25 protein-coding genes are annotated in these 24,661 nt (G+C 72.5%); 11 read left to right on the top strand and 14 right to left on the bottom strand.

Features of this window, described 5'->3' with window-relative positions:
- Positions 1 to 26: 26 nt before the first annotated feature.
- The 3 genes from ACIQ6R_RS16865 to ACIQ6R_RS16855 all read right to left on the bottom strand — a co-directional run bounded on the left by ACIQ6R_RS16865 (position 27) and on the right by ACIQ6R_RS16855 (position 3,087).
- Positions 27 to 1,088 (bottom strand): hypothetical protein, encoded by a 1,062-nt coding sequence (locus tag ACIQ6R_RS16865; RefSeq protein WP_404222053.1) that lies wholly within the window; start codon positions 1,086 to 1,088, stop codon positions 27 to 29.
- 133 nt (positions 1,089 to 1,221) lie between these two features.
- Positions 1,222 to 2,478 carry an FUSC family protein gene (locus ACIQ6R_RS16860; protein ID WP_404178055.1) on the bottom strand — a complete coding sequence of 419 codons (1,257 nt, stop codon included), beginning with the start codon at positions 2,476 to 2,478 and terminating at the stop codon, positions 1,222 to 1,224.
- A 114-nt stretch (positions 2,479 to 2,592) separates the two neighbouring features.
- Positions 2,593 to 3,087 carry an FBP domain-containing protein gene (locus tag ACIQ6R_RS16855; protein ID WP_404222051.1) on the bottom strand — a complete coding sequence of 165 codons (495 nt, stop codon included), beginning with the start codon at positions 3,085 to 3,087 and terminating at the stop codon, positions 2,593 to 2,595.
- Positions 3,088 to 3,292: 205 nt separating this feature from the next.
- Between ACIQ6R_RS16855 and ACIQ6R_RS16850 the strand changes: the two genes are divergently transcribed.
- A complete protein-coding gene (locus ACIQ6R_RS16850; RefSeq protein ID WP_404222049.1) occupies positions 3,293 to 4,582 on the top strand; it encodes an ROK family protein in 1,290 nt (429 codons plus the stop codon).
- Positions 4,583 to 4,657: 75 nt separating this feature from the next.
- Positions 4,658 to 4,978: a hypothetical protein gene (locus tag ACIQ6R_RS16845; protein WP_404178064.1), complete on the top strand. Its 321-nt coding sequence runs from the start codon at positions 4,658 to 4,660 to the stop codon at positions 4,976 to 4,978.
- Between the two features lie 121 nt (positions 4,979 to 5,099).
- Here ACIQ6R_RS16845 and ACIQ6R_RS16840 read toward each other — a convergent pair whose 3' ends face one another.
- The 4 genes from ACIQ6R_RS16840 to ACIQ6R_RS16825 all read right to left on the bottom strand — a co-directional run bounded on the left by ACIQ6R_RS16840 (position 5,100) and on the right by ACIQ6R_RS16825 (position 9,443).
- Positions 5,100 to 6,131: an SDR family oxidoreductase gene (locus ACIQ6R_RS16840; RefSeq protein WP_404222047.1), complete on the bottom strand. Its 1,032-nt coding sequence runs from the start codon at positions 6,129 to 6,131 to the stop codon at positions 5,100 to 5,102.
- A 312-nt stretch (positions 6,132 to 6,443) separates the two neighbouring features.
- On the bottom strand, positions 6,444 to 7,634 hold the full coding sequence (locus ACIQ6R_RS16835; RefSeq protein ID WP_404222045.1) for an aromatic acid exporter family protein: 1,191 nt from the start codon (positions 7,632 to 7,634) through the stop codon (positions 6,444 to 6,446).
- Between the two features lie 64 nt (positions 7,635 to 7,698).
- Positions 7,699 to 8,355, bottom strand: coding sequence for an HAD family hydrolase (locus tag ACIQ6R_RS16830; protein WP_404178073.1), 657 nt, complete (start codon positions 8,353 to 8,355; stop codon positions 7,699 to 7,701).
- Between the two features lie 56 nt (positions 8,356 to 8,411).
- Positions 8,412 to 9,443 carry a PHP domain-containing protein gene (locus ACIQ6R_RS16825; protein ID WP_404222187.1) on the bottom strand — a complete coding sequence of 344 codons (1,032 nt, stop codon included), beginning with the start codon at positions 9,441 to 9,443 and terminating at the stop codon, positions 8,412 to 8,414.
- A 199-nt stretch (positions 9,444 to 9,642) separates the two neighbouring features.
- Between ACIQ6R_RS16825 and ACIQ6R_RS16820 the strand changes: the two genes are divergently transcribed.
- Both ACIQ6R_RS16820 and ACIQ6R_RS16815 read left to right on the top strand, forming a co-directional pair.
- A complete protein-coding gene (locus ACIQ6R_RS16820; protein ID WP_404222043.1) occupies positions 9,643 to 10,452 on the top strand; it encodes an SDR family oxidoreductase in 810 nt (269 codons plus the stop codon).
- A gap of 78 nt (positions 10,453 to 10,530) precedes the next feature.
- Positions 10,531 to 10,767 carry a hypothetical protein gene (locus tag ACIQ6R_RS16815; protein WP_375907880.1) on the top strand — a complete coding sequence of 79 codons (237 nt, stop codon included), beginning with the start codon at positions 10,531 to 10,533 and terminating at the stop codon, positions 10,765 to 10,767.
- Between the two features lie 26 nt (positions 10,768 to 10,793).
- Here ACIQ6R_RS16815 and ACIQ6R_RS16810 read toward each other — a convergent pair whose 3' ends face one another.
- The 4 genes from ACIQ6R_RS16810 to otr(A) all read right to left on the bottom strand — a co-directional run bounded on the left by ACIQ6R_RS16810 (position 10,794) and on the right by otr(A) (position 15,505).
- Positions 10,794 to 12,041: a ricin-type beta-trefoil lectin domain protein gene (locus ACIQ6R_RS16810; protein WP_404222041.1), complete on the bottom strand. Its 1,248-nt coding sequence runs from the start codon at positions 12,039 to 12,041 to the stop codon at positions 10,794 to 10,796.
- Between the two features lie 128 nt (positions 12,042 to 12,169).
- Positions 12,170 to 12,709, bottom strand: coding sequence for a VanZ family protein (locus tag ACIQ6R_RS16805; RefSeq protein WP_404178082.1), 540 nt, complete (start codon positions 12,707 to 12,709; stop codon positions 12,170 to 12,172).
- 83 nt (positions 12,710 to 12,792) lie between these two features.
- The gene (locus ACIQ6R_RS16800; protein ID WP_404222039.1) at positions 12,793 to 13,455 is read right to left on the bottom strand and encodes a DUF4230 domain-containing protein; all 663 of its coding nucleotides are present in this window, start codon (positions 13,453 to 13,455) and stop codon (positions 12,793 to 12,795) included.
- 181 nt (positions 13,456 to 13,636) lie between these two features.
- Complete coding sequence (otr(A), locus tag ACIQ6R_RS16795) at positions 13,637 to 15,505, bottom strand: tetracycline resistance ribosomal protection protein Otr(A) (RefSeq protein WP_404179073.1); 1,869 nt, start codon at positions 15,503 to 15,505, stop codon at positions 13,637 to 13,639.
- 210 nt (positions 15,506 to 15,715) lie between these two features.
- Between otr(A) and ACIQ6R_RS16790 the strand changes: the two genes are divergently transcribed.
- Positions 15,716 to 16,669, top strand: a complete 954-nt coding sequence (locus ACIQ6R_RS16790) for a ribose-phosphate diphosphokinase (RefSeq protein WP_404178088.1) — start codon at positions 15,716 to 15,718, stop codon at positions 16,667 to 16,669.
- Here ACIQ6R_RS16790 and ACIQ6R_RS16785 read toward each other — a convergent pair.
- Both ACIQ6R_RS16785 and ACIQ6R_RS16780 read right to left on the bottom strand, forming a co-directional pair.
- Entirely contained in the window at positions 16,635 to 17,021 is a 387-nt protein-coding gene (locus tag ACIQ6R_RS16785) for an anti-sigma factor antagonist (protein ID WP_404178091.1), read from the bottom strand. The two genes, ACIQ6R_RS16790 and ACIQ6R_RS16785, sit on opposite strands and share 35 nt — an antisense overlap.
- Positions 17,022 to 17,173: 152 nt before the next feature.
- Positions 17,174 to 18,124: an NADP-dependent oxidoreductase gene (locus ACIQ6R_RS16780; protein WP_404178094.1), complete on the bottom strand. Its 951-nt coding sequence runs from the start codon at positions 18,122 to 18,124 to the stop codon at positions 17,174 to 17,176.
- 245 nt (positions 18,125 to 18,369) lie between these two features.
- Between ACIQ6R_RS16780 and ACIQ6R_RS16775 the strand changes: the two genes are divergently transcribed.
- Genes ACIQ6R_RS16775 through ACIQ6R_RS16755 form a run of 5 tightly spaced genes read left to right on the top strand, consistent with a single transcriptional unit; the run spans position 18,370 to position 22,825 of the window.
- A complete protein-coding gene (locus ACIQ6R_RS16775; protein ID WP_404222037.1) occupies positions 18,370 to 20,211 on the top strand; it encodes an ATP-binding protein in 1,842 nt (613 codons plus the stop codon).
- Positions 20,212 to 20,216: 5 nt separating this feature from the next.
- Entirely contained in the window at positions 20,217 to 20,627 is a 411-nt protein-coding gene (locus tag ACIQ6R_RS16770) for a roadblock/LC7 domain-containing protein (protein ID WP_404178100.1), read from the top strand.
- On the top strand, positions 20,624 to 20,995 hold the full coding sequence (locus ACIQ6R_RS16765; protein WP_345638037.1) for a DUF742 domain-containing protein: 372 nt from the start codon (positions 20,624 to 20,626) through the stop codon (positions 20,993 to 20,995). Before ACIQ6R_RS16770 ends, ACIQ6R_RS16765 begins: the two co-directional genes overlap by 4 nt.
- A complete protein-coding gene (locus ACIQ6R_RS16760) occupies positions 20,976 to 21,581 on the top strand; it encodes a GTP-binding protein (protein WP_404178103.1) in 606 nt (201 codons plus the stop codon). Before ACIQ6R_RS16765 ends, ACIQ6R_RS16760 begins: the two co-directional genes overlap by 20 nt.
- Positions 21,578 to 22,825: a cytochrome P450 gene (locus tag ACIQ6R_RS16755; RefSeq protein WP_404178106.1), complete on the top strand. Its 1,248-nt coding sequence runs from the start codon at positions 21,578 to 21,580 to the stop codon at positions 22,823 to 22,825. Before ACIQ6R_RS16760 ends, ACIQ6R_RS16755 begins: the two co-directional genes overlap by 4 nt.
- Positions 22,826 to 22,896: 71 nt before the next feature.
- Here the strand turns inward: ACIQ6R_RS16755 and ACIQ6R_RS16750 are convergent, their stop codons facing one another.
- Positions 22,897 to 23,928, bottom strand: coding sequence for a 7-epi-alpha-eudesmol synthase (locus ACIQ6R_RS16750; RefSeq protein WP_404178109.1), 1,032 nt, complete (start codon positions 23,926 to 23,928; stop codon positions 22,897 to 22,899).
- A gap of 237 nt (positions 23,929 to 24,165) precedes the next feature.
- On the opposite strand from ACIQ6R_RS16750, the gene ACIQ6R_RS16745 reads away from it, so the two are divergent.
- A complete protein-coding gene (locus tag ACIQ6R_RS16745; RefSeq protein ID WP_404178112.1) occupies positions 24,166 to 24,630 on the top strand; it encodes a pyridoxamine 5'-phosphate oxidase family protein in 465 nt (154 codons plus the stop codon).
- The last annotated feature ends 31 nt before the right edge of the window (positions 24,631 to 24,661 follow it).

Here is a 24,661-nt window from a genome sequence, read left to right as displayed (position 1 = left end):
CCCGCGCCTCCCCGGCGGCCCCGTGACTACCAGTTCCCGTCCTCCACCGGTGCGCCCGGTGCGCCGGGCGCGTCCTTGAGCGGCTGGACCTGTTGCGGTGCGGGCGACTGCCACGGCTCGTGGTCGTCCCCGATCCAGTCCCCGACCGGCTTGACGTCCTGGAGCGGATCGGTCGGCGCGAGGTCGTGGGCGTCCTGGTCGTAGTAGTCGTACCAGGGCAGACCGGCCCGCGTGTACGCGGCCCGGTCCACGGGGGACGGCGGCGGCGCCTCGCCGGTGATGCGCCGCCACTCCGGCGGCGTCACCAGGTGCACGAAGACCCGGCCCGCGGGCCGCTCGGCCCAGTCCGTCAGCGGCCGGTCGTCCCGGTAGACCTCCTGCCGCATGGATCCTCCGACACCGAGCCCCATCGCCGGCGCGGACCGGGCCCGGGCCGCGCCCGCGGAGGCCGGGGCCGCGCCCGGAGCGGCCGGAGCGGACATCGGCATCGCGGCCCCGAAGGCTCCGCCCGACCGGGCCGCCCTGCGCGCCAGCTCGGTCCGGCGCCGCTCCTCCTCACGCCACCGGGCCAGCTCGGTGTCATTGAGCGGGAAGGCCTGCAACTGGACGCCGCCCCAGACCTCCTCGCCGGTGACCTGGCCCTCGACGGTCGCCCCCATGCCGAGCGGCACCGCCACGAACTGGCGGACCGTGCCCGTCCCGGAGTTGATGCCGTCCAGCCAGGGCTGGCGGGGGAGCACCACGTAGTTCTGCGGATCGCGGGCGAGCCGGTCGCTCCAGGGCCTGCCCGAGACCGCGCACACCTTGCCCACTCCGACCTGGAGCGCGGCGGGCTCCGTCGTGCCGGCGAAACTCAGCCACATGGCCTCGCGCAGGTACACCGGCAGCATCACGCCCCCGCGCGCCCGCCACGCCTCGGGCACGGTGTCGGCGTAGTCGGTGACGCGGCGGACCGGGAACTCGCCGAGGCCCGGCGGCAGCGGGTGGGTACCCGTCTCGGGCAGTCGCAGGGTGCGGACGAAGCGGACCGCCGCCCCGCCCGGCAGCAGCAGCCTGTTCCCGTCGATCCGCACGCTGGTGTCGGTCATCCGTACGCCCCCTCTTCCGAGTCCTGCTGTCCCTCGTCCTCTTCCCCGAGGACGCCGCTCCCCGAGGACGGCGACTTCCCCGAGGACAGCGACTTCCCCGAGGGCCACGACTTCCCTGAGGACAACGACTTCCTCAAGGAGAACGACGCGCGGCGGCGCCACGGTTCCGCTTCCGGAGCCGAGTCCGCACCCGGTCCCGCAGCCGGGTCAGCCGCGGCATGCGCTCGCGCAGCTCGCGCGTGTGGTGGTCCAGCTCCTCCAGGAGCCGGCGAGAGCGGTGCTCGGTGTCCATCTCGTCGATGATCCGGTTGACCTCGGTCAGCACCGCGCCCTGCAACTGCCAGTGCAGCGGACTGCGCTGCACCTCCGTCAGGAGCAGCTGGGCCAGCTTGTCCCGGGTGACCGCGGCCTGCCGCAGCTCGGTGGCCAGGCGCTCCTCCGCGGACTCGGCGTCCTCGCTCGCGCTGGTGGTCACCAGCACCGCGAAGCTGACCACGGCGTCGGCGATCTCGGACAGCAGCTGCTGGATGGTGGCGCCCGTCTCCGGCGGGAACAGGGGCTCCGGTTCACGTTCCTTCGCGAGGTCGGTGAAGGTGCGCGCGAGGACCCGCATCACCACCGTGCAGATCTCCAGGGTGTCCAGACCGGTGCGCAGCACCACCCGGTGGAGCAGCCCCTCGCGTACCCGGGGATTGAACCGCAGGCTGTCCTCGGCCTGGCGCAGGTCCTCGTCCACCTCGCCGATGTCGTGATCGAGCCGGCGGGCCTCGTGCAGCCGGGCCGCCGCCTCGTGGAACGGCGTCCTGTCGGCGGCCTCCTCACCCATGCGCAGCATCAGCTGCCGCACCCGCCGGGCCAGCCCCTCGATGGACTCGCCGGCCTGCTCCACCCACACCGGAGGAGCGAGGATCAGGTTGAAGGACAGTCCGACGATCGCCCCGATCAGTGTCTCCACCACCCGCGCCCACGCCAGGCTGCCGTGCGAGGTCACGCCGAGCACCAGCATCGCGCTGATCGCCACCTCGGCCACGAACTCGTGCGCCCGCACCAGGTGCCCCACGCCCAGCGCCGCCACGATCAACAGGGCCAGACTCCACCAGCTCAGCCCGACCAGCTGACTGAAGGCGATGGCGACCAGCACACCGGCCACCACGGCGTTGACGCGGCGGAAGCTCATCTTGAGCGTGGCGTACAGGGTGACCTGGACGACCAGCAGCGCGGTCAGGGGCGCGGTCAGCGGTGCCGCCGACTTGTCGGGGGTCAGCCGCACCGCGATGACATAGGCGATCGAGGCCGCGGCGGCCGATCGCAGCGCCTGCACGACCATGGGGTCCCTGAGCCACTTCACCCGTCGCAGAGCCGCCGCCGCACTCTTACGCACATCCCGCATCCTCGGGCTGTTCCCTTCCCCAGGCGCCTCGAACGTATCCGGACAGGACGGTAACCGGACAAAGGGGGTGAGAGCGGTTCTCACGCGCCGTACGTCGGAGGGCATCCGGGAACGTCAGGCGGTCACCTTGGCGAGGAAAGCCGACAGGTTGCCCATGGTCCGGGCGACCTGCTCCTCCAGGGGGAGACTCTCCTCGAAGCGGGTACTGCTCTCCGGCGTCTTCCTGCCCCGCAGATAAAGGGAACAGGCGAGGTCGGTGCACATGTACAGGCCGACCGAATTGCCCTCGCGGCCGGCCGGGCCCGCCTTGGGCGCGGTCATCAGCGACACCCCGCCCCGGGGGTGGGTGGTGAGGCACAGCGCGCACATGCTGCGCTGGAAGAAGCCGCGCCGAGCCTGCTGGAACCGCAGGGCGACGCCGGTGAGGCGGTCGCCGTGGTCGGTGACCAGATAGCTGCGGTCGGGAGCCCCGGGATCCCGCCAGCCCAGGAAGTCGAGATCGTCCCAGGGGCGCTCGCCGAGATCGCGGGGGACGGCCAGGCGCTTGGCCTCGCCCTTCGAGCAGTTGATGAAGGAGCTGCGGATGTCCTGCTCGGTGAGTGCTCTCATGGAGGAACTCCGATCACGTATCGACGGCCGGTGTAGTGAAACCTAGGGGGTCTAGGTTTTCACCTAGCGTAGAAAGCCGTCGGGCGGTGACGCCAGTGAATTTCGGCGGCGCGAGTTCATAGCATGAATTAAGAAGAGAGGGAAGTCGCGGGCCGCGGTCCGGCAGAGGTATGTTGCAGACCGGGCACAGTACGGGAGGAGCCACATGGCGGGGCGAAACGGGCGCACGGTGCGCGACCTCAGGAGGGCCAACCGTGCGGCCGTGCTGCAACGGCTCTACTTCGACGGGCCGCTCAGCCGCTTCGAACTGGGCCCGGCGACCGGGCTCAGCTCCGGCTCCGTCAGCAACGTCGTCGCCGACCTGGTCGCCGACGGCCTGGTGGAGGAGGCCGGCAGCGTCGATTCCGACGGCGGCAGGCCCCGCACCCTGCTGCGCGTGGCCCCGGGCAGCGGCCACATGATCGGCGTGGACGTCGGCGAGACCCGGGTCCGCGTCGAGCTGTTCGATCTGACACTCACCGAACTGGCCCGCGCCGAACGCCCCCTGACCGAGCAGCGGTACGACGTCGAGGTGATCGTCGGCCACATCCGCGAAGGGATCGCCGAGGTGCTGGCCACGGCCTGCCTCGCACCCGAGCGGCTGCTCGGCGCCGGAATCGGCGTCCCCGGCATCGTCGAGCAGACCCCGGACCGGGGGGCCGTCGTGCACGGCCAGACCATCGGCTGGGACGCGGTCCCGCTGGAGGCCCTGCTCCGCGCCGGTTCCCCCCTGCCCGACACCGTCCCCTACCTCATAGACAACGGTGCCAGGACCCTCGGCCAGGCCGAGATGTGGTTCGGCGCCGGTCGCGGCGCCCGCAACGCGGTCGTGGTCCTCTTCGGCTCCGGCGTCGGCGCCAGTCTCGTCACCCCCGAGGCCGAGCACGGCCGCGCGGTCGAATGGGGGCACCTGACGGTCCGGGTCAGAGGCCGCCGCTGCCGCTGCGGCGCGCTCGGCTGCCTGGAGGCGTACGCGGGCGCCGAGTCCCTGCTGGCCCGCTGGCGGGAGGAGGGCGGCCGGGTGCCCGAGGGTGTCGACGAGGAGGCCGCCCTGACCGCCATGCTCGCCGCCGCCTATCCGGCCGACGACGAGGCGGCCGACCCGGTCGCGCTCGCCGTCCTGGACGAGACCGCCGAGTATCTGGGTGCGGGCCTGTCCGACCTGATCAACCTCTTCCAACCCGAGCGCATCCTCATCGGCGGCTGGGCCGGGCTCCAGCTCGGTACCCGCTTCCTGCCCGCCGTACGCCGCCACGCGCTGTCGTACGCGCTGCGCCATCCCGCCGGGAAGGTGACGGTCGAGCTGGGGCGACTCGGCCCCGACGCGGTCACCGTCGGCGCCGCGATCCTGCCGCTGGCCGACTTCTTCTCGCGCGGCGGCCGGCGCCCCGAACCGGTGCCCGAGTACCCGGCCCCCGCCTGGCGCACGGCGATCGAGGAGCGGGCGCCGCACTGAGGTTTCGCCGGTCGCCGCAAAGGTACCCGGAGCCGCTCGGATGACCAGGAGGACCGTAGTGAGAAGGAGTGCGCCGTGACCGACCACCGCCTCGAAGGACCGGGCGAGAACGGTGCCGCCCCCGTCCCGCGGGACATGCCTGATCAGCAGGCCGGCACCGGCGACGACCCGTGGGAGGCCGCCGCGCCCACGCGTGAGCAGCTCGAGCAGGGCCAGCGCCCCGAGGGCGACGAGGACGCCCGTACGGGCGACACCGACGACGACACGGGGGAACCGGAGGCCGGGCCCGCCGCCGACGTTCCCGACACGGACGAGGCGGGGACCGGCCGGCACGGCGAACCGCACTCGGGCGCCGTACACCCCGAGCACCCGGCGCCCGAAGAGTCCTCGGGCTGACCGGGGCGTACGGCACACGGCGGCCGCAGCGTACGGCATCCGCGCGACCGCGCGGACACACGGCGGCCGCGCGGTAGGAGGCGGGGCGGGCACAGCCCGCCCCGCCTCCTACCGCGCTTGCTCAGCCGACCTTGCGCCCCCGCATGGGCGCCGTAGCCGCTCCCGCGCCCTGCTGGAAGCCTTGCAGGAACTCCTCCAACACCTCCGTGGCCGTGTGCTCCGGGCGCCAGCCCAGCTCCGCCCGCGCCCGCGTGCAGTCCATCAGCGGCAGGCGCAGCACCGCGTCGAAGAGGTGCGGAGAGGCGGGCAGCAGGTGCAGCCCCCACGCGGCGGCGATCGCCGAGCGGGCCGCGGTGCGGGGCAGCCGCACCGGACGCGCACCGAAGATCTCGCCGAGCAGCTCGGCGTCGACCGTGGGCTCGGCCGCGAGGTTGAAGGGACCCCTCGCGTCCTCGGAGCGCACCGCCAGCCGGTACGCGTTGGCCGCGTCGTCCGTGTGGAGCGCCTGCACCCGCAGGCCGGGAACGTCCGGCAGGAAGGGGAGGAGCTCCGGACGCGCCAGCGGCCCCGGCAGGAACTTGCCGCCGAAGATCCGGCGCTGCTCGCTCGCCGACTCCCGCTTGAAGAGGAAGGCCGGCCGCATCCGTACCGTCCGGATCCCCGGGTGGTCGCGCTCGAAGGTGTCCAGGGCGCGCTCCAGGTAGGCCTTCTCCCGACAGTACGCGGCGTCCGGCCAGCCGTGCGTCGGCCAGGACTCGTCCACCGCGTGATCCTTCGGCCCCGGCGAGTAGGCGCCGACCGACGAGGCGTGCACCAGAGCCGGCACCCCGGCCGCGGCCACCGCCTCGAAGACCCGGATGGAGCCGAGCACGTTCGTGCGCCAGGTCGTCGCCGGGTCGCGCGTCGGCTGGAACGCCCAGGCCAGATGCACCACGGCGTCGGCGCCGGCGAAGTGGCCGGTCAGGTCGGCCCGCTCCGAGGCCAGGTCGACCGCGGCCCACTCCGTCTTCCGGGGCGACCAGTCGGGAATCCGCCGGGCCAGCCCCAGCACGGACGCGACCTCCGGATCCTCCGACAGAAGCCGCACCACACTGGTGCCCACGTTGCCGGTGGCACCCGTGACCACGATCCTGCTGCCCGCTGCGCTGCTCACCTTGCGCTCCTCTCCGCCGCCTGCCCGTAGGGAGGTCACCGGGTACCCGCCTTGCGGGCGAGGCACGCGAGAAGAAGCCCCGATCGCGACGGGGGAATCACGATCGGGGCGGTACGAGGTGGATACGGACGGCGGTCGCCTCTCGGCGAAAGGCTCCACAGGGCTTCAGCCGAACGATCGTCCCTGTGGGCGATAGGTGAGGCCCGGGGACACTGTCCCGTCCGTACCCACGCCTCTTTCAACGGGGAAGGGGCTGTCGGTGTTCCACCGTCTGTGACGTTTTGGGGTGATGTGAGTCACTGTGCATGTGCGTCACTGTGTCTGCTGTTCGGGGACGATCTCGGCCCACAGGTTCTCGGCCTGCAGCAGCAGCGTGCCGAGCACCGCGGCCCGCGCGGCCCCTTGCCCGGCGTGTTCCCGCAGCTCTGCCTGCAAGCGCTCGTGGAGTTCCTTCATCGTCGCCTCCGTGGTCTCCCCCGGGCGGGACTCATCGATCTTACCCAGCAGCCGGTCGGCCTCGGTGAGGCAGGTGTCGCCGATCAGGCGCAACAGGCGCGCGCACAGGTCCAGCACCGGTCCCTCGGGCGGAGTCGGCGTCCGGTTCTCGTCGGCCGCGACCGCCAGCGTCCGGGTCAGTGCCGTGATGTGGCCGGTGGCGCGACTCCAGCGCTGGTCCTCCTCCTCGGGCGGAACGGCGGCGGGCGCGCGGTTGAGCATGCGCAGCGGGCCGTAGGTCAGGCGCAGGCTCTCCTGGCTCCAGGACCGTGCCGACCTCAGCGTCTCCACCCGCCGCTGCAGTCGCGCGGAGGCGCTCGACCAGCCGGCAGCGGTCTGCGCGTCCCACTCGCTCTTGCACATGTCGTCCGCGACGGAGTGCAGGACATCACCCGCCTCCCGCGCCAGAGCCGAGAGGTTCTCCCGTACGTCACGCAGATGGATGGGCGGCAGGACGAGGGCGTTGACCGCCACGCCGATGAACGCCCCGAGCGCCGCCTGCCCCAATCGGTGCCCGACCGCCGAGGCCGACACGGCTGTTCCCGAGACCAGGACGAACACCGCGGTGGTGGCCGCGTAGATGCCCTGCTGGCCGAAGCGGGACCAGTTGGCGATGAGCATGAGCACCGGCAGCGACAGCGCCAGTGCCCCCGTGTTGTCCTCGGTGAGGACCTGTGCCCCGGACGCCAGCAGCGCCCCCGCGCAGATCGCCGCGAACTGCTGCGTGCCCAGCCGGACCGAGCTGTAGACGGTGGCCTGGACGAGGACCAGCGCCACCCAGGGCGCCATCAGGGCCATCGGATCGTCCATCCAGACCCCGGCCACGAGCCACGCCAGCAGCGCCGCGCCGGCGGCCTTCAGCGACTGGACGACGAGGTCGCGTTCGCGGCCCGGTGCCCGCCAGGCGGCACGGGCGGCCCGTCCGACCGCACACGTCTCCCGCCACACCGCGTCCCAGGGTCGCCACCCGCGCAGACGCTGCCTGCCCGTTTCTGTCGCCGCGGTCATGCGGTACCGGGTGTCCACGGATCGGGCCGGTACATCCGGGTGTGACCTACGGCTCGGCGGCGGCTCATGCGAACGGGCTCCGCCCCAGGGAGGCCAGCAGGTCGGCCGGGTCGGCGTAGACCGCGTCCGCGCCCGCCTCCTCCAGGTCGGCACGGGGCAGCCCGCCGCACAGCACCGCCACGCAGCGCACCCCGGCCCGGCTGCCCGCGCGCATGTCCCAGACGGTGTCGCCGACGAATACCGCCCGCTCGGCCGGCACACCGGCCAGTTCCAGGGCGTGCTCCACCGGCTCGGGCGACGGCTTGCCCGCGTCGACGTCGTCGGCGCTCGCGGTGGCGGCGATCGCGTCGTCCGCGTCGATCGCCCGCCGCAGCGCGCCCAGCTCCGGGCCGCCCGCCGAGGTGGCGAGGACCACCTTCCAGCCGTCACCGGCCAGGCGGCGCAGCAGGTCCCCGGCGTCCGGCAGCGCCGGCAGGCGGTCGAAGTACTGCCCGTACAGCGCCTTGTGGGCGGCGCTCAGCCGCGCGTCCTGGTCCGTGTCCCGGTCCTCGCCGAGCAGATGGGCGAGGAGGTCGGTGGAGGCGAGGCCCACCGCACGGTGGATGGCGTGCATCGGCACCCGGTGCCCCGCCTGCCGGAACGCCTCCCACCAGGTCGCCACATGCAGGTGATTGGTGTCGACGAGGGTTCCGTCGACGTCGAACACGGCCGCCCGTTCCATGCACTGTTCCCTTCCTGGTCCGTCACTGGTCCCTGTGTGGCCCGGCGGGTACCACGTCAGCGGCCCGCCACTCCGGACGGTGTACGGCCCTCCCGCGTCCAGGCCAGCAGTTCGTCCAGGGACCACGTGGTGACGACGCGCTCCACCGGCACCTCGCACTCCTCCGCCCGCGCGCACCCGTGGATCTGCCAGTCCAGCTGGCCGGGCGCGTGCGCGTCGGTGTCGACGGAGAACAGCACGCCCGCCTCCACCGCCCGGCGCAGCAGCCGACGCGGCGGATCGAGCCGCTCCGGCCGGCTGTTGATCTCCACGGCCGTGCCGGACTGCGCGCAGGCGGCGAACACCTCGTCCGCGTCGAACTCCGACTCCGGCCGCCCCCGCCCGGTCAGCAGCCGCCCGGTGCAGTGGCCCAGGACGTCCGCGTGCGGATCACGTACGGCGGTGACCATGCGGCGGGTCATCGCTCGGGAGTCCATCCGCAGCTTGGAGTGCACGGACACCACGACGACGTCGAGCCGCTCCAGCAGCTCCGGCTCCTGGTCCAGCGAACCGTCGTCGAGGATGTCGCATTCGATGCCGGTCAGCAGCCGGAACGGCGCCCAGGTCTCGTTGAGCCCGGCCACCACGTCCAGCTGTTCGCGCAGCCGCTCGGGGGACAGGCCGCGCGCCACCGTCAGCCGCGGTGAGTGGTCGGTCAGGGCCGCCCACTCGTGCCCGAGCGCCGCCGCGGCCCGCCCCATCTCCTCGATCGGGCTGCCGCCGTCGGACCAGTCGGAGTGCAGATGGCAGTCGCCGCGCAGCCGCTCCCGCAGCCGCTCACCACCCCGGGCGAGCGGGGCCCGCGCCTCGCCCTCCAGCTTCTCCAGGTAGCCGGGAACCTGCCCGGACAGTGCCTCGCGCGCGACCTGAGCCGTCTTGGGTCCGACGCCCTTCAGCGACTCCAGCGACCCGGCCCGCTCACGCAGCTCGTCGGCGGGCAGCTCACCGAGCACCCGGGCCGCGGTGCGGAAGGCGCGGACACGGTACGTCGGCGCCTGGGACCGCTCCAGCAGGAACGCGATCCGCTCCAGCGCCTCGACGGGCTCCATCGCCACCTCCTCCTGCACGGCCTGCTCCGGCACGTCCAGGGTTCCCCAGCGCGCCCGTGCCCGCACCACGGGCCGGCCGGTTTGTGCTCACCGCACCCGGGTACCGCGACGTCCCGCGCACTGCTCCGTGCCGCAGGGCCGGGAAGCCGCAGAGCCGAGGAGCGCCGATGAGACAAGGCGCGCCGAAGAGGAGGCCGTCATGCCCAGTCCCAGCCCGTCCGACGCCAAGGTGGCCGTCATCACCGGCTCCGACTCCGGCATCGGCCGCGCCACCGCCGTACGCCTGGCCGAGGCGGGGATGGACATCGGCATCACCTGGCACACCGACGAGGAGGGCGCCGAACGGACCGCCGAGGAGGTCCGTGCCCTGGGACGCCGGGCCGAGACCGCCCGCGTGGACCTGACGCGGCTGCCCGAGGCCGCGGACACGGTCGACGCGCTGTGCGGACGGCTCGGCCGGATCGACGTCCTGGTCAACAACGCCGGTACGGGCACCGCCACGCCCTTCCTCGACCTGGGCCTGGACGACCTGCGGCACGTCCTGGACGTCGACCTGGCCGGGCCGTTCCTGTGCGGGCAGAACGCGGCCCGGCGCATGATCCGGCAGGGCGACGGCGGCCGGATCGTCAATGTGACCTCCGTCCACGAGCACCAGCCGCGGGTGGGCGCCGCCCCGTACTGCGCGGCCAAGGGCGGCCTCGGACTGCTCACCCAGGTCATGGCGATCGAGCTCGCCGAGCACGGCATCACCGTCAACGCGGTGGCGCCCGGCGAGATCGCCACGCCCATGACCGCCCAGGAGGACACCGACCCGCACACCGAGCGCCGTCCCGGTGTGCCGCTCGGCCGGCCCGGCGACGCCCGCGAGGTCGCCGCCGTGATCGCCTTCCTCGCCGGGCCGGACGCCTCGTACGTCACCGGTGCGTCCTGGAGCGTAGACGGAGGCATGCTCCGGATGGGCCCGATGGCCGGATCCCATCTGTCGGGCGACGACTGGCGGCGACCCTGAGGGACCGCGCCACCGCCTGGACCTGCCGCGGGCTCGTCCGCCCGGCCGCTACCCCGGGTCGCGGCCTACCCTCTAGGCATGACCGAAATCGAGAGCCCGCACATCGGCAGTCCGCGGATCCTCGTGCTCCAGGTGCAGCCGGGCACGCCGCCGTTCCGGATCGTGGAGATCGACGGCCAGGTGGTCGGTGAGGCCAAGGCGGTCACCGACGTACTGGTGGCCGCCGCGGCCTTCGGCATCACGGTCCACGACCTGGACGATCCGGACGTGGTCCGCTGGGTGGGCGGGGACAAGTTCACCTGGACGCCGCGTTAGGGGCAGGCCCTGCCCCCTCGGACGCCTCAGCCGACCGTCCACTTCTGGTTGGCGCTGCCCGTGCAGGTCCAGATCTGCAGGCGGGTGCCGTTGGCCGAGCTGTTGCCGGTGGCGTCGAGGCACTTGTCGGCCTGCGGGTTGACGATGTCGCGCGCCGCGGTGACGACCCACCGCTGGGCGGCGCTGCCGTTGCAGTCCCACAGCTGGACGACCGTGCCGTCCCCCGTGCCGCCCCCGTTGACGTCCAGGCACTTGCCGAGCGCCCGGATCGTTCCGTCGGAGCCCACCGTCCACCGCTGGGCCGCGGTGCCGTTGCAGTCGTAGAGCTGTACGGGGGTGCCGTTGGCGGAGTCGGCCGCGGCGACGTCCACGCATTTGCCGGCCAGGCCCCGGATCGCGCCGCCGGTCGACGAGTCGCTCGTCGTCACCGAGACGTGGTCCACCACCAGCGACTGCGGGAAGACGGTGGAGCCGTCCGGGTCGCCGGGCCAGTAGCCGCCGACCGCCAGGTTGAGGATCAGGAAGTACGGCCTGTTGAACACCCACTGCTTCCCGCCCAGGTCGGCCGGGGTGCGCCGCTGGTAGACGTTGCCGTCCACCGACCAGGTGATCGAGTCGGGCGCCCAGTCGACGGCGAAGGTGTGGAAGCCGTCCGCGAAGGCCTGGCCGCCCGGCAGCGTGTAGCCGGCGCCGATGCCGCCCGCGCCGGAGTAGCCGGGACCGTGGATGGTGCCGTGCACGGTGGAGGGCTCGAAGCCGACGTTCTCCATGATGTCGATCTCGCCGGAGTCCGGCCAGTTGACCGGGGTGCCGAGCATCCAGAACGCGGGCCACATGCCCTGCCCGCGCGGCACCTTCATCCGCGCCTCGACGTGCCCGTACTGCGCGGTGAACTTCCCGGAGGTGTTGAGCCGGGCGGAGGTGTACTGGCAGGTGCCGTACCAGCACTGGTAGTTGGCCGGGTTCTCCTTGCGGGCCGTGATGACCAGGTTGCCCTGGCCGTCCAGGGCGGCGTTCCGGTTGCCGGAGGTGTAGTACTGCCGTTCGTGGTTGTTGACGTTGTCGCCGGTCTCGATCTGCCACTTCGAGGAGTCGACGGCCGCACCGGCGGGTCCGTCGAAGGTGTCGGAGAACGTCACGGCGGCGGCCGAGGCGCCGGCGGCCTCGACGGTTCCGGGTTCCGCCTGGGCGGGGCCGGTCACGAGGGACGCGGCCAGCCCGGCGGACAGGGCGGCGGCGAGGAGGCATCTGCGGAGCAGGCGTGGACGGACCACGGCTCTCCCTTCCGTACGGCGTCCCGGGGAGGGGCGCCGACCGAGGTGGGGGGTAAGGGCGATGCCTCTTGATTTAAGGGGTGAGGTAAGAGGGGGTCAATACCTTGGTACGGACCACCTTCCTTCTCTCAGTCGCGGGGCCGGCGCGCGTGCACCGCGCGGCTCATCCGCCGGCCCAGGAGCAGATAACCGGCCAGCGCGCCCGTGGTGTTGAGGATGACGTCGTCGACGTCGAAGGCCCGCCCGGTGACCAGGGCGCCTTGTGCGAACTCCACCAGCAGCATCACCACGGCCGTCAGCAGCAGCACCTTCAGCAGCCCCCGCGTACGCGGGGCGACGAGCGGCACCAGCACGCCGAACGGCACGCCCAGCAGCAGGTTGCCGCCGATCTGCTTCACGGCGTCCCGGAGCGCCGGCTGGTCCAGGTAGGCCCGCAGCGAGCTGCCGGGACGCATGTTGGTGTGCGTCAGCGCCTCCGAGGCCGGGGAGGGGTGCAGCGTCAGCCGCGCCAGCACCACCGCGAACGCCACCATGAAGACGAACGCGCACGCCATCGCCAGCAGGCGCAACGGAAGGGCGAGCGGGCGCCGTTCGCGCCGGTCGGCGTCCTCGCCCTTGGCGGCACGGGGGCGCAGCAGGGAACGCGGCCCTGAGGTGGCACGAGCCATTCGGTCCTCCAGTCGTCAACTTCCCCGTGTGCCGGGGCGGTTACCCGCGGATGCGGCGAGGATGCGGGGGCGGTTTCCGTCCCTCAGGATCCGTAGGTCACCCGCACCTCCTCGAAGCCGAGGGAGTGCAGCAGGCCCCGGAGCATCGCCGTGGTGTTGCTCTCGGCACGCGCCTTCAGCTCGCTGTCCTTCGCCGCGTCGCCGATGTGCCGGGCCGCGAGTTTCTGCACGGCCTGCTCACCGTTCGGGTTGTCCGAGAACAGGTCGCCGAGGCGGTCGAGGAGCCCGCGCTGCTTGGACACGGCGTAGGAGCGCTCGGGGTCGAGGGCCGGCTCGCCGAGCGCCGCGTGCGGCAGCCGGAGCGTGGCCGACGTGCGCTCGTCGTTGACCTTCACGTCGTCCTCGCCCACCTTGCCGAGATCGACGAAGGCGTCGACGGTGCCCGCCCCGACGTACAGGGTGCGGGTGCCGCGGATCGCGTCGGGCAGGAGCTTGGCGTCCTTCTCCAGGTCCACGACGACCTGGAAGTTGCCGGACGCGGCCTCGTAACGGCTGATGTCCTGGACGGACTCCAGCAGCGCGGGGCCGGAGCGGTCGTGGGTCTCGGTGCCGAAGAGATCCTTCAGCCCCGGTACGACGCTCAGCCGGAGCCCCGCGAACAGCACGACGAGCACCAGCACGACCGCGCTCAGCACCTTCGCCCAGCCGGGCATGCGCCGGGGGAGCTTCCTGACGGGAGTCGTCATGGCGACGGCCCTCCTTCCTACTGTCCGGATGCCCCCCATCTCCCGCGCCAGACAGAGCAGTTGGCGGAGGGTGACGGGAGGCGGGGCACGGAGGGGCGGAGGGGCGCGTACGGCGGCACAGGGCGGCGATCGCGTGCGGCGATTCCGCGCGGTGAGTGCGTGCGGCGATTCAGGGGGTGATTCAGTGCGGCGGCTTGAGCGGACGGTACTCCGACGGGCGGGACGACCACACGGCCTCCCCGCGCGTGAGACCAGGCAGCCGCAGCTCGGCCTCCCGCACCCGCCGGGCCGGCAGTTCGCCGGTGATCAACCAGGCGGGGTCGCCGCCCGTCGTACCGGTGAAATCCGCGCCCAGCGAGGCGAGCTGTGCCGTCACCGGCGCCAGCGCGTCCGGCGGAACCTCCACCTCGAAGGCGTGGTAGGGCTCGTACAGCCGCGTACCCGCCTGCCGCAGGGCCCGGCGCAGCACGATCGGCGTCAAGCCGCGGAAGTCCGCCGCGGTGCTGACCGGCGAGCTGAAGCCCGAGCGGATCAGCGTGACCCGGTAGTCCGTGACCGCGGCGCCGGTCAGGCCGGTCAGCAGCGCGGCGTGGACCGTCTCCTCCAGCGCCTGGTGGAAGGCGCGGGGGAGCGCGCCCAGCTCCGTCTCGTAGCCGAACACCCCGCCCGAGCCACGCGGGCCCGGTTCGACGCGCAGCCCGATCGTCGCCCAGTACCGGGTGCGGTCGAGCCACGGCATCTCTTCCACGGCCTCACCGGTGCCCGCCGGGCGCTCCAGGAACCGGGTCTGGCCCGGCGCGAACTCCGCCTCGATGCCGAAGTCCTCGGCCAGCGTCGCCGCGAGCACCTCCATCTGGACCTCGCCGTACAGGAGCAGGGCGGTGGCGCCGGATTCAGCCGGGCGGGCGTGCAGCAGGGGGTCCTGGTCGGCCAGCGCCAGCAGGGCGGAGCGCAGCGGCGCCGCCTGCTCGGTGTGCCGGGCCCGGACCACGGTCCGCAGGGTCGGCGGCGCGAACCGCGGGGCGCGGTCGGTCAGCCCGCCGAGCCGGTCGCCGACACGCAGGCCGCCGGGAACGGTGAGCGCGGCGATGTTCCCGGCGGTGAGTGTGCCGGCCCCGCCGACCACGTCTAGGCGCGTCACCCGGCCGGGGACCTCGGTGGTCCGCCCGTCGGCCTCGCGCCGCAGGAACGTCAGCCGCCGGCGTGGGCGCACCTCACCGTCGTACAGGCGCAGGTACGCCGTCCGCTCGCCGCCGGGTCCCGGGCGCACGGCGAAGACCGTGCCGCTCGGTTCGGCGGGGCCGGGCGTGCCGGGTGCGGCGGCCGGGACCAGTCCGACCAGGCCCTCGACCAGCTCCGCGACGCCCTGGCCGCCGAGCGCGGAGCCGTGGTACAGCGGGTGGAACGAGCCGTCGGCGGTGCGGGCGGCGAGAGCGGCGGCGAGGTCCCCGGCGGTCGGCTCGGGGCCGTCCACCAGGGCCGCGAGGACGTCCGGGTCGACCTCGGCGAGCGCCTCGGCGGTCCCCTCGTCCGGCGCGCGGCGTGTGACCCGGGCGCCCGCGGTGCCGGCGCCCGTCACCCGCGTCAGCGGCGCGACGTGCGGTGTCAGCAGGCGCCGGATGTCGGTGAGCAGGTCCTCGGTGCGCGCGCCGGCCCGGTCGACCTTGTTGACGAAGACGAGCGTGGGCAGCCGCAGCCGCCGCAGGGCGCGCATCAGCACGCGGGTCCGCGCCTGTACGCCCTCCACGGCGGACAGCAGCAGCACCGCGCCGTCCAGGACCTCCAGGGCACGCTCGACCTCGGCGACGAAGTCGGAGTGTCCCGGGGTGTCGATCAGGTTGACCTGGGTGTCGCCGACGGTGAACGCGGCGACCGCGGAGCGGACGGTGATGCCGCGGCGACGCTCGATGCCACCGTCGTCCGTACGGGTGTCGCCGGCGTCGACGCTTCCCAGCCGGTCGATGGCGCCGTGGTCGAACAGGAGCCGTTCGGTGAGGCTGGTCTTACCGGCGTCGACGTGGGCCAGAATGCCGATGTTCAGGGTGTTCAGCGCGTTCGGGGTGTGCATGCGGGGGCGAGTCCTCGATGACCGTGGGCCGGAAGGGGCACTGGGTGATGTCGAGGAGTCGGCGCATGCGGGGGATCCTGACCTGAGGGAACACTGACGGCGTCATCATGGCGCCACCCCCCGGGCCGGGTGCAACCGGATATCCGTAAGCTGAGGTCCCCCGGCCGGTCAGGATCATGCTAGGAGCGGTCCGTGCGAGACATCGCCGTGTTCAGCGGTAGTGCCCATCCGGAACTGGCCGAGGAGGTCTGCGCACAGCTGGGCGTCCCCCTCAGCCCCACCCGGGTGAGCCGGTTCGCCAACGACTGTCTGGAGGTGCAGCTCCAGGCCAACTGCCGAGAGCGTGACGTCTTCCTGGTCCAGCCACTGGTCAAGCCGGTCCAGGAGCATCTCGTCGAACTGCTGCTGATGAGCGACGCGGCCCGCGGGGCGTCGGCCGGCCGCATCACCGTCGTCGTGCCGCACTACTCCTACGCCCGCTCCGACAAGAAGGACGCGCCGCGCATCTCGCTGGGCGGGCGTCTGGTGGCGGACCTGCTGGTGGCGGCGGGCGTGAGCCGGGTTCTCGCCATGACCCTGCACTCGCCGCAGGTGCACGGATTCTTCTCGGTCCCGGTCGACCACCTGCACGCGCTGCGCGAACTGGCCGCGCACTTCCGTCAGTACGATCTGTCCCGCACCACGGTCGTCTCGCCGGACCTGGGCAACGCCAAGGAGGCCGCGGCGTTCGCCCGGATGCTCGGCGCCCAGGTCGCGGCCGGTGCCAAGCAGCGGTACGCCGACGACCGGGTCAGTATCAGCGCCGTGATCGGGGACGTCGCCGGGCGGGACGTCATCGTGCTCGACGACGAGATCGCCAAGGGCAGCACCGTGCTGGAACTCCTCGACCGGCTGCGGGAGGCGGGCCCGCGCACCATCCGGGTCGCCTGTACGCACGGGCTGTTCGCCGCCGGTGCGCTCAAACGGCTCAGCGAGCAGCCGGACGTGCTGGAGATCGTGTGCACCAACACCGTGCCGGTGCCTGCCGACGACCACACGGAGAAGCTGCGGATCCTCTCCATCGCCCCCGCGCTCGCCGAGGCCGTGCGCCGCATCCACAACGGCGAGTCGGTCAGCGCCCTGTTCGACGCCCCGCCGGCCGGCTGACGCCGAGCACCTCCTCCAGGGTCGGCCGGGGCGGCATCAGCCGCGCCAGGCCGGTGATCCGCAGCATGCGCAGGGTCAGCGGGTGGGCGCACACCAGATGCACCTGCCCGCCCCGGTCGAGCACCCGGCGACGGGCCCGGTGCAGCAGCCGCAGTCCGGAGCAGTCGAAGAACTCGATCCCGCTCAGATCGAGCACGACCAGAGCGTCGGGGCGCTCCGTCTCCCGGTCCAGACGCGGGGTGATGTCCGCGGCCGACGCGATGTCGATCTCGCCCCGGAACTCCAGCACCGTGTGCCCCCGGTCGCGGCGCACGTGCAGATGCCGGGTGGGCGACGGGGATTGCTGCCGCACGACGACCTTGCCTCCAGCCTGTTCCGGGGGCTCGACTACCTACGCTGGACTACCTGCGCTCAAGCACCTACTGCGCTCGAGAAGTTACCCCGATCGAGCGAGTTTGAGCATGTTCGATTGACATATGTCATCGAAATCTCACATGCGGCCGGTCAGTCGACCACGAGGACCAGCTTGCCCGTGGTGCGGCCGGTCTCGCCGAGCGCGTGTGCCTCCGCCGCGTCCGCCAGCGGGAACGTCCGCGCGATCGTGGCCCGCAGCTTCCCCGACTCGACCAGGCCGGCGATCTCCCGCATGTCGGCCCGGTCGGCGTCCACGAGCATCCGCACCGCACGCACACCCAGCCGCTCCGCCTCCTGGTAGAACTCGTCCGACCCGACCGGCAGGATCGAGACCACCACCCCGCCCGGGCGCAGCACGCGCAGCGACCGCAGGGACGTGTCGCCGCCGATCGTGTCCAGGACGACGTCGACGTCCTTCACGGCTTCGGCGAAGTCGGTCTCCCGGTAGTCCACCGTCTCGTCCGCCCCCAGGGAGCGCAGGAACTCGTGCTTGCCCGCGCTGGCGGTGCCGATCACGTGGGCGCCCCGGGCCTTGGCGATCTGCACCGCCACATGGCCGACACCGCCGGCCGCCGCGTGGATCAGCACCCGCTGTCCCGGCCGGACGTCCGCCCGCTCCACCAGCGCCTGCCACGCCGTCAGCGAGACCAGGGGAAGCGCGCCCGCCTGGACGTGGTCGATTCCGGCCGGCTTGTGGGTGAAGGCGCGCGCGGGCGCGGTGACGTACTCCGCGTGGGAGCCGTGGCCGAACGGGTAGGACAGCATGCCGAAGACCTCGTCACCGGGCCGGAAGGCGGCGACACCGATCCCCGTCGCCGCCACGACGCCCGAGACGTCCCAGCCCAGCACGAAGGGCGGTTCGCCGAGGAAGCCGCCGTTCGCCCGGTGCTTCCAGTCGGTCGGGTTCACTCCGGCGGCGCGCACCCGCACCAGCACCTCGTTCGGGCGCGGCTCGGGGCGCTCGGGTCGTACTTCCTTCAGGACCTCGGGACCGCCGAGGACGTCCTGGCTGATGGCTCGCATGGTGTTCACGTCGCTCATGGTCACCCAGCTTGCCTCGCTCCGCCACGTCGGGGAAACAGCGCGTTCATCCGTGGGCGGAGCGTGACGGAATCCTCACTTCCGCAGGGCCGTGAAATTGATCTTTTAGGCTTCCCAACCGATAAGCTCCCTGACAGCGCTGCGAGTTGACGCGATCGCGACGGGCCGGCCCGCGGTGCGTACTCATGAGTGCGGTCCCCTTGCAAACCCCCCCCGTTTCGATCGTTCTGGTTCGAAGGATGCAGATGGAACTCGCCACTCCGCCACCGGCGGCGCGGGCCCCTGTCGCCTGGTACAGCTGGTGGCTGATGCCACTGGGTCTGGGAGGCGGCACGGTGGCCGCCACGTTCATGAGCTCGGAGCGAATAACCGCCGCCGTCGCCGGTGTGGTGGCGACGGCGGCCGGCACCGTGTGCGTACGCCTCCTCCTGCGTACCCGGGCACAACTGCGCCGGGCCGAGGACGCCCACCGCACCGCGCAGGCCGAGCACTCCCAGCAGTGGCAGCAGCACGTGGCCGGCCTGGAGCGCAAGTTCTCCGCCGAGCGCGCCGCGCTGGACGCACAGCTCACCGAGCAGGCACAGACCTACGAGATGCGGCTGACGGAGCACGACCGGGCCTACGAGGACCGGCTGGCCGACCGGACCGCGACGTACGAAACCCGCCTCGCCGAGCAGGCCGCGACGTACGAGACCCGCCTCGCCGAGCAGGAGGAGGCCTGGCAGGAGCGGCTGAGCCACCAGCTGGCCGCGGTATCCCGGCTCGCCGACGAGCAGCTGCCCGACGCGATGCGCGCCCTGCGCGCCGGTGACGCCATCGACGACATCCTGCCGACCGTCGAACAGTGCGCCAAGGTCGGTGCCGACCTCCAGGCCGAACTGCGCAAGGTGCTCAGGACCGCGCTGATCGGCGTCGAGGCGGAGTTCGACCGCTCGACCTCCGCCGAACAGGCGGTCATCGGCGTGGGCAACCGCATCCACGTCCTGACCAGCAAACTCCGTGGCCGCCTGCACGAGATGCAGGGCGAGCACGGACGGCTGCCGGCCGTCGCCCGGGGTCTGATGGAACTCGACCAGGCCATCGGCCCCGCCGACTGCCTGGCCGCCAGCATCGGTGTGCTCGGCGGGTCCGACCGCCCGGGGCGGCAGTGGCAGGAGCCGCAGCGGCTGCTCAGCGTGATGCGTGGCGGCATCGGCCGGATCAAAGACTTCCACCGCGTCCAGCTGCGACATCTGCCTGAACTCGGCGTCGACGGCGGCCTGGTGGACCACCTCACGCTGGTCTTCGCCCACCTGCTGGACAACGCGGCGCGCTACTCGCCGCCCACCGAGCCGGTGGTCGTCTCGGGCAAGGAGGTCCCGAACGGAGTCGGCATCGAGATCCAGGACTCCGGCAAGGGCCTGAGCGAGGAGAAGAAGCGCGAGGCCGAACACGCCCTCGCGGGCACCTCGCCCGGCCCGGGCCTCGGCGGCATCTCGGAGGACGCCAACATCGGCCTCCGCGTCGTCGGTGCCCTGGCGCGCCGCTACGGCATCCGTGTCACCTTCGCCGACTCGCCGTGGCTGGGTACCTCCGTCGTAATCGTTGTGCCGCACAAGTACTTTAGTCCGCTGCCGGCCGCGGCCACGTCCACGGCCACCGCCGCCATCGCAGCCACGGCCGACGTCACGACGCCGGAGGCCCCGCCGACCGCCACGGCGCCACCCGCCATCGCGGCTCCGGGCCCCGCACCGGCCACCGTCCCGGCCCGCACCGCCGGCGGCACCGGCTCCGGGGAGACCACCCCGGGTGGCCTGCCCCGGCGCCGGAGCAGGCGAGGCGAGCCGGCCGCCGGTCAGGCCCCGGACCCCGCCCCGGCCGCGTACGCCGACCGGGCGGAGCCGGCCGAACGGGCCACTCTCCCCGCCGTCCCGTCCGTCCCGTCCGTTCCGCCGGACGCCTCCTTCGCCGGGCTTGCCGCGTTCGCGACCGCCGGGCGCGACCCCGGCGTGGTGACCGGCGCCTCCCCGCCACCGGAGACCGCCGACCTCCGTGACACGACCACCGGTGGCGCGTCCACCGAGCAACGCACTGAAGAGAGCGACTAGTCCCCATGACGCACCAGGGAACCGACGTGAGCTGGGCGCTGCGCGACCTTGTGGAGAGCATCCAGGAGATCCGCTTCGCCATCGTGGCCTCCAGCGACGGCAAGGCCATCACCTCCTACGGGGCCGAAGACCCCGACGACGTGGACCGCTTCGCCGCCGTGGTGGCCGGACTGCAGGCGCTGGCCCAGCCGGTCGCCGAGCAGTTCCCGCAGCACGCGGGGCAGTTGCGGCTGGCGATGATCGAGGTGGACGGCGGGCACCTCTTCGTCGTCCGCGCGGGTCTGGAGACGTATCTCGGCGTCCTCGCCCGCGAAGGCCTCGACCAGGGTCTGCTGGGTCATCAGATGCGCGACCTGGCCCGCAGGATGGGTGAACTCCTCGGCACCACTCCGCGCCAGGAGGAGCACTCTGGATGAGTGCTCCCCGCCGACCGACCGATCCGTCCGGGCTCGAGCGCTACTACGTCCTCACCGGAGGACGCAGCGGGCCGGGCGGTTCGGCGTCGACCCTCGACGTGGCGACCCTCGTCGTCTCCCGCGCCGTCCCCTTACCGGGCATGCAGCACGAGCACGAGGAGATCCTCCGGCGCTGCCGCGAACCGCTGTCGGTGGCCGAACTCGGCGCCCACCTCGACCTGCCCTTCAACATTCTCGCGGTGCTGCTGTCCGACCTGCTCCAGGCAGGCCGCGTCGAAGCCCGTGATCCCATCCCGGCACACGACGCCGGCCGCGGGCCCGACCTCGCGCTCCTTGAGGAGGTACTCAGTGGACTTGAAAGGCTTTGACCGACCGGGATCACCGACGGCCGGGGACACCCGCTCGGTGAAGGTGATGATCGCCGGCGGCTTCGGCACGGGCAAGACCACCATGGTCCGCTCCGTCAGCGACATCAAGCCGCTGACCACCGAGGAGACCCTCACCCAGGCCAGCGCCGACGTCGACCACCTCATCGGCGTCACCGACAAGACGCAGACCACCGTCAGCCTGGACTTCGGCAAGATCAGCCTCAACGACACGCTGATGCTGTACCTGTTCGGCACCCCGGGCCAGGAGCGGTTCTGGTTCCTGTGGAACGGTCTGTTCAAGGGCGCGCTCGGCGCGGTCGTCCTGGTGGACACCCGGCGGCTGGCCTCCAGTTTCCGGGCGATCGAGGAGATGGAGCGGCAGAAGGTCCCCTTCGTCATCGCGCTCAACGTCTTCCCCGACTCCCGCGACTACCCGGTCGACGAGATCCGGGACGCCCTCGACATCCCCCCGCACACGCCCGTCGTCACCTTCGACGCCCGCGACCGCACCGCCAGCCGCGACGTGCTCGTCACCCTGATACGGCACCTGAAGGACCGCTCGGCCGCCGCCCTGGAGCCCCGATGAACGACGACCAGACCCCGTCCGACCCCGTGGGCGGCGGCTGCCCCGTCGCCCACGGCGAGGACGTCACCCGGCTCTACGGCCCCGACGCGGCCACCGACCCGCACGACATCTACGCGCGGCTGCGCAAGGAGCACGGCAGCGTCGCACCGGTGCTGCTGGAGGGCGACGTCCCCGCCTGGCTGGTGCTCGGGTACCGGGAGGTCCGGCGGGTGCTGGACAACCCCCTGCAGTTCAGCCGCGACTCGCGGATCTGGCGGGACTTCCGGGACGGCCGCGTCGAGGCGACGTCCCCGCTGATGCAGATGGTGGGCTGGCGTCCCGACTGCGTGTCCCAGGACGGCGAACCGCACCGCCGGCTGCGCGGGGCGGTCACCGACAACCTGTACGCCGTGGCCGGCCGGGGCATCCGCCGGCACGCCACGCACTTCGCCAACAAGCAGATCGACGCGTTCGCCGACGCGGGCCGCGCCGACCTGGTGGCCGACTTCGCCGAGTACCTGCCCATGCTGGTCCTCACCCGCGTCTTCGGACTCGCCGAGCGAGAGGGCCGCAGCCTCGCCGAGTCCAGCAAGCAGGTGATCAAGGGGGGCGCGGACGCCCTGACGCACAACGAGCGCATCATGGGCATCCTCGGCGAACTCGCCGCGCGCAAGCGTCAGGAGCCCGGGTCCGACTTCACCTCCGGCCTCATCGAGCACCACTCCGGTCTCGACGAGGACGAGATCGTCAACCATCTGCGCCTGGTGCTGATCACCGCCCACACCACGACCAGCAACCTGCTGGCCCGGGCGCTCCAGCTCCTCCTCACCGACACCTCCTGGCTGTCCGGCCTGGTGAGCGGCCAGCTGAACCTGTCCACGCTCGTGGAGGAGGTGATGTGGAACTCCCCGCCGCTGGCCGTGCTGCCGGGCCGGTTCGCCACCGCCGACCTGGAACTCGGCGGCTGCCCGGTCAAGGAGGGCGACCTGCTCGTGCTGGGCCTCGCGGCCGGCAACCACGACCCCGAGATCCGTCCCGACACCGCCGTCTCGGTCCAGGGCAACGCCTCGCACCTCGCCTTCAGCGCGGGCCCGCACGAGTGTCCGGGGCAGAGCATCGGCCAGGCCATCATCGAGACGGCCGTCGACGTCCTGCTGCACCGCCTGCCGGGGCTCCGCCTGGCCGTCCCCCCGGCCGAGCTCACCTCCACGGCGTCCACCTGGGAGTCGCGACTGGACGCCCTGCCGGTCGAGTTCGCCGTATAGCGTCCACCGGCGCGGACCGCGTCCCGCGGCGGCGCCGTCCGGCCGGAGCCCGGCCGGACGGCGCGCTCGCCTCACACGGTCAGCAGGTCGTCCACCGATCCCCGCCCGGCCAGTTCGGCGGTGGCCACCGGGCCCTCCTTGGCCGCCGCGTACCGGCCGGTGGTCAGCGCCCACTCGTAGTTGCCGTTGATCCAGTGCTGGATGGCCTCCACGCCCATCGCCACCCGGGCCCGTTCGTCCGCGTCCAGACCCAGTTCGTCGCACATCGCCGGCACGCGGGCCTCCAGGGCGACGTACTCGTCGAGGCGGCCGGTCGTCATGCGGTACGCCTCGTCGGCGGCCTCCTGCCACGAGCAGTCCCGCTCCCGGCGCAGGACGGCGATGAGATTGTGGCCGTCCCCGCGGCGGCGTTCACGCTCGAAGGAGTGGATGTCGTTCATGAAGCCGATGGTGTCCGCGGCCAGGTCCCGCATCCGCTCCATCAGCGGATGCGCCATCGCCGCGGCCGGCACCTCGAAGCCGCGGCTGCGCTCGCCCGCGTCGATGCTGTGGTGGATGCCGACCGTACGGCGTCTGAAGACGGTGTAGTCGTCGAGTCCGAGCGTCCCGGCCCGGCCGTGGGCCGCCAGGTCGACCTCCTCGCAGTGTGCCACCAGGAAGCGCCCCCAGGAGGCGGCGAACCGCGACTTCCAGGTCAGGGACATGCCATCCGAAAGATGGGCCCAGACCTCCGCCCAGGCCAGCGTGATGGGGCATTCCACCCGCGGCGCGGTGCCCGCCGGGCGCAGCGGCGTGGCGATGAGTTCACGCGCCACCTCGGCTATGCGCTCCGCACGGTCCGGCCGGCCGGCGTCGAACTGGTCGTCGAAGAGGAAGGCGAGGGAGAACCAGTTCATCAGGACGACCATGTCGTCTGCGGACGCGTGGGGATAGGTGCGGGCCGCGGCCTCGGCGAGGTCCCACGACCGGTACTCCTCGAATCCGGCCCGGCTGCGCACCAGGCCACGCTCGCGCACCCACCGCAGATGGCGGTCACGGGCGCGGGCGAGATGCGGGCTGACGGGAGTGTCGAAGGGGAGGTCGAACCGGACGTCCTGAGACATGTGCTTCCTTTCGGGAGACGAAGCGCAGAGTCCCCCCGCCCTGCGAGCGGGCGGCCGCCGGGCCGCCCGCGCACTCGAACTGGGCTCCCCGATTCGAAAGTTGAACCGAGAAGCGATACGAGGCTGCCCCGACCCTAAATGATCTACACGGCGCCCGTTCGTGATCTCCGTTACTGCGTACGCCCATGGCACCATCGGTACACCGATCATGACGACATGTCAGGAGGCCGTCCGCCGATGACCCGGTCACCCGCCCGGAGCGCCGAACAGCGCAAGCACGACACCCTGCACCGCCTGGAACACGACGAGGACGCCTGGGTGGCCACGGCCGACGGCGCGTCAGGCGTGCCGTACCTCGTCCCGCTGTCCTTCCTCTGGAACGGCTCCCACCTGCTCTTCTCCACCCCCGCCGCCAGTCCCACCGGCCGGAACCTGGCGACGAGCGGGCGGGCGCGCGTCGGCATCGGACCGACCCGTGACGTGGTGATGGTGGAGGGCACCGTCGAGACGGTGGCGCCCGTCGAACTGCCCGAGCAGGACGCCGAGTTGTTCGCCGCCAAGACCGGCTTCGACCCGCGCTCACTCGCCACGCCCTACCTGTACTTCCGCATCCACCCGCGACGGATCCAGGCGTGGCGCGAGGCCGACGAGCTCGCAGGGCGCGAGCTGATGCGCGACGGCCGGTGGCTGCCGACCGAGTGAATCGGCCGGGCCGGGAAAGCCGCAAGGTACA

It is taken from the genome of Streptomyces sp. NPDC096048 (genome assembly GCF_044763415.1).
Classification (GTDB): domain Bacteria; phylum Actinomycetota; class Actinomycetes; order Streptomycetales; family Streptomycetaceae; genus Streptomyces.
The sequence above is the reverse complement of the archived record's forward strand: the minus strand, read 5'-3'. Positions and strand labels throughout refer to the sequence as shown.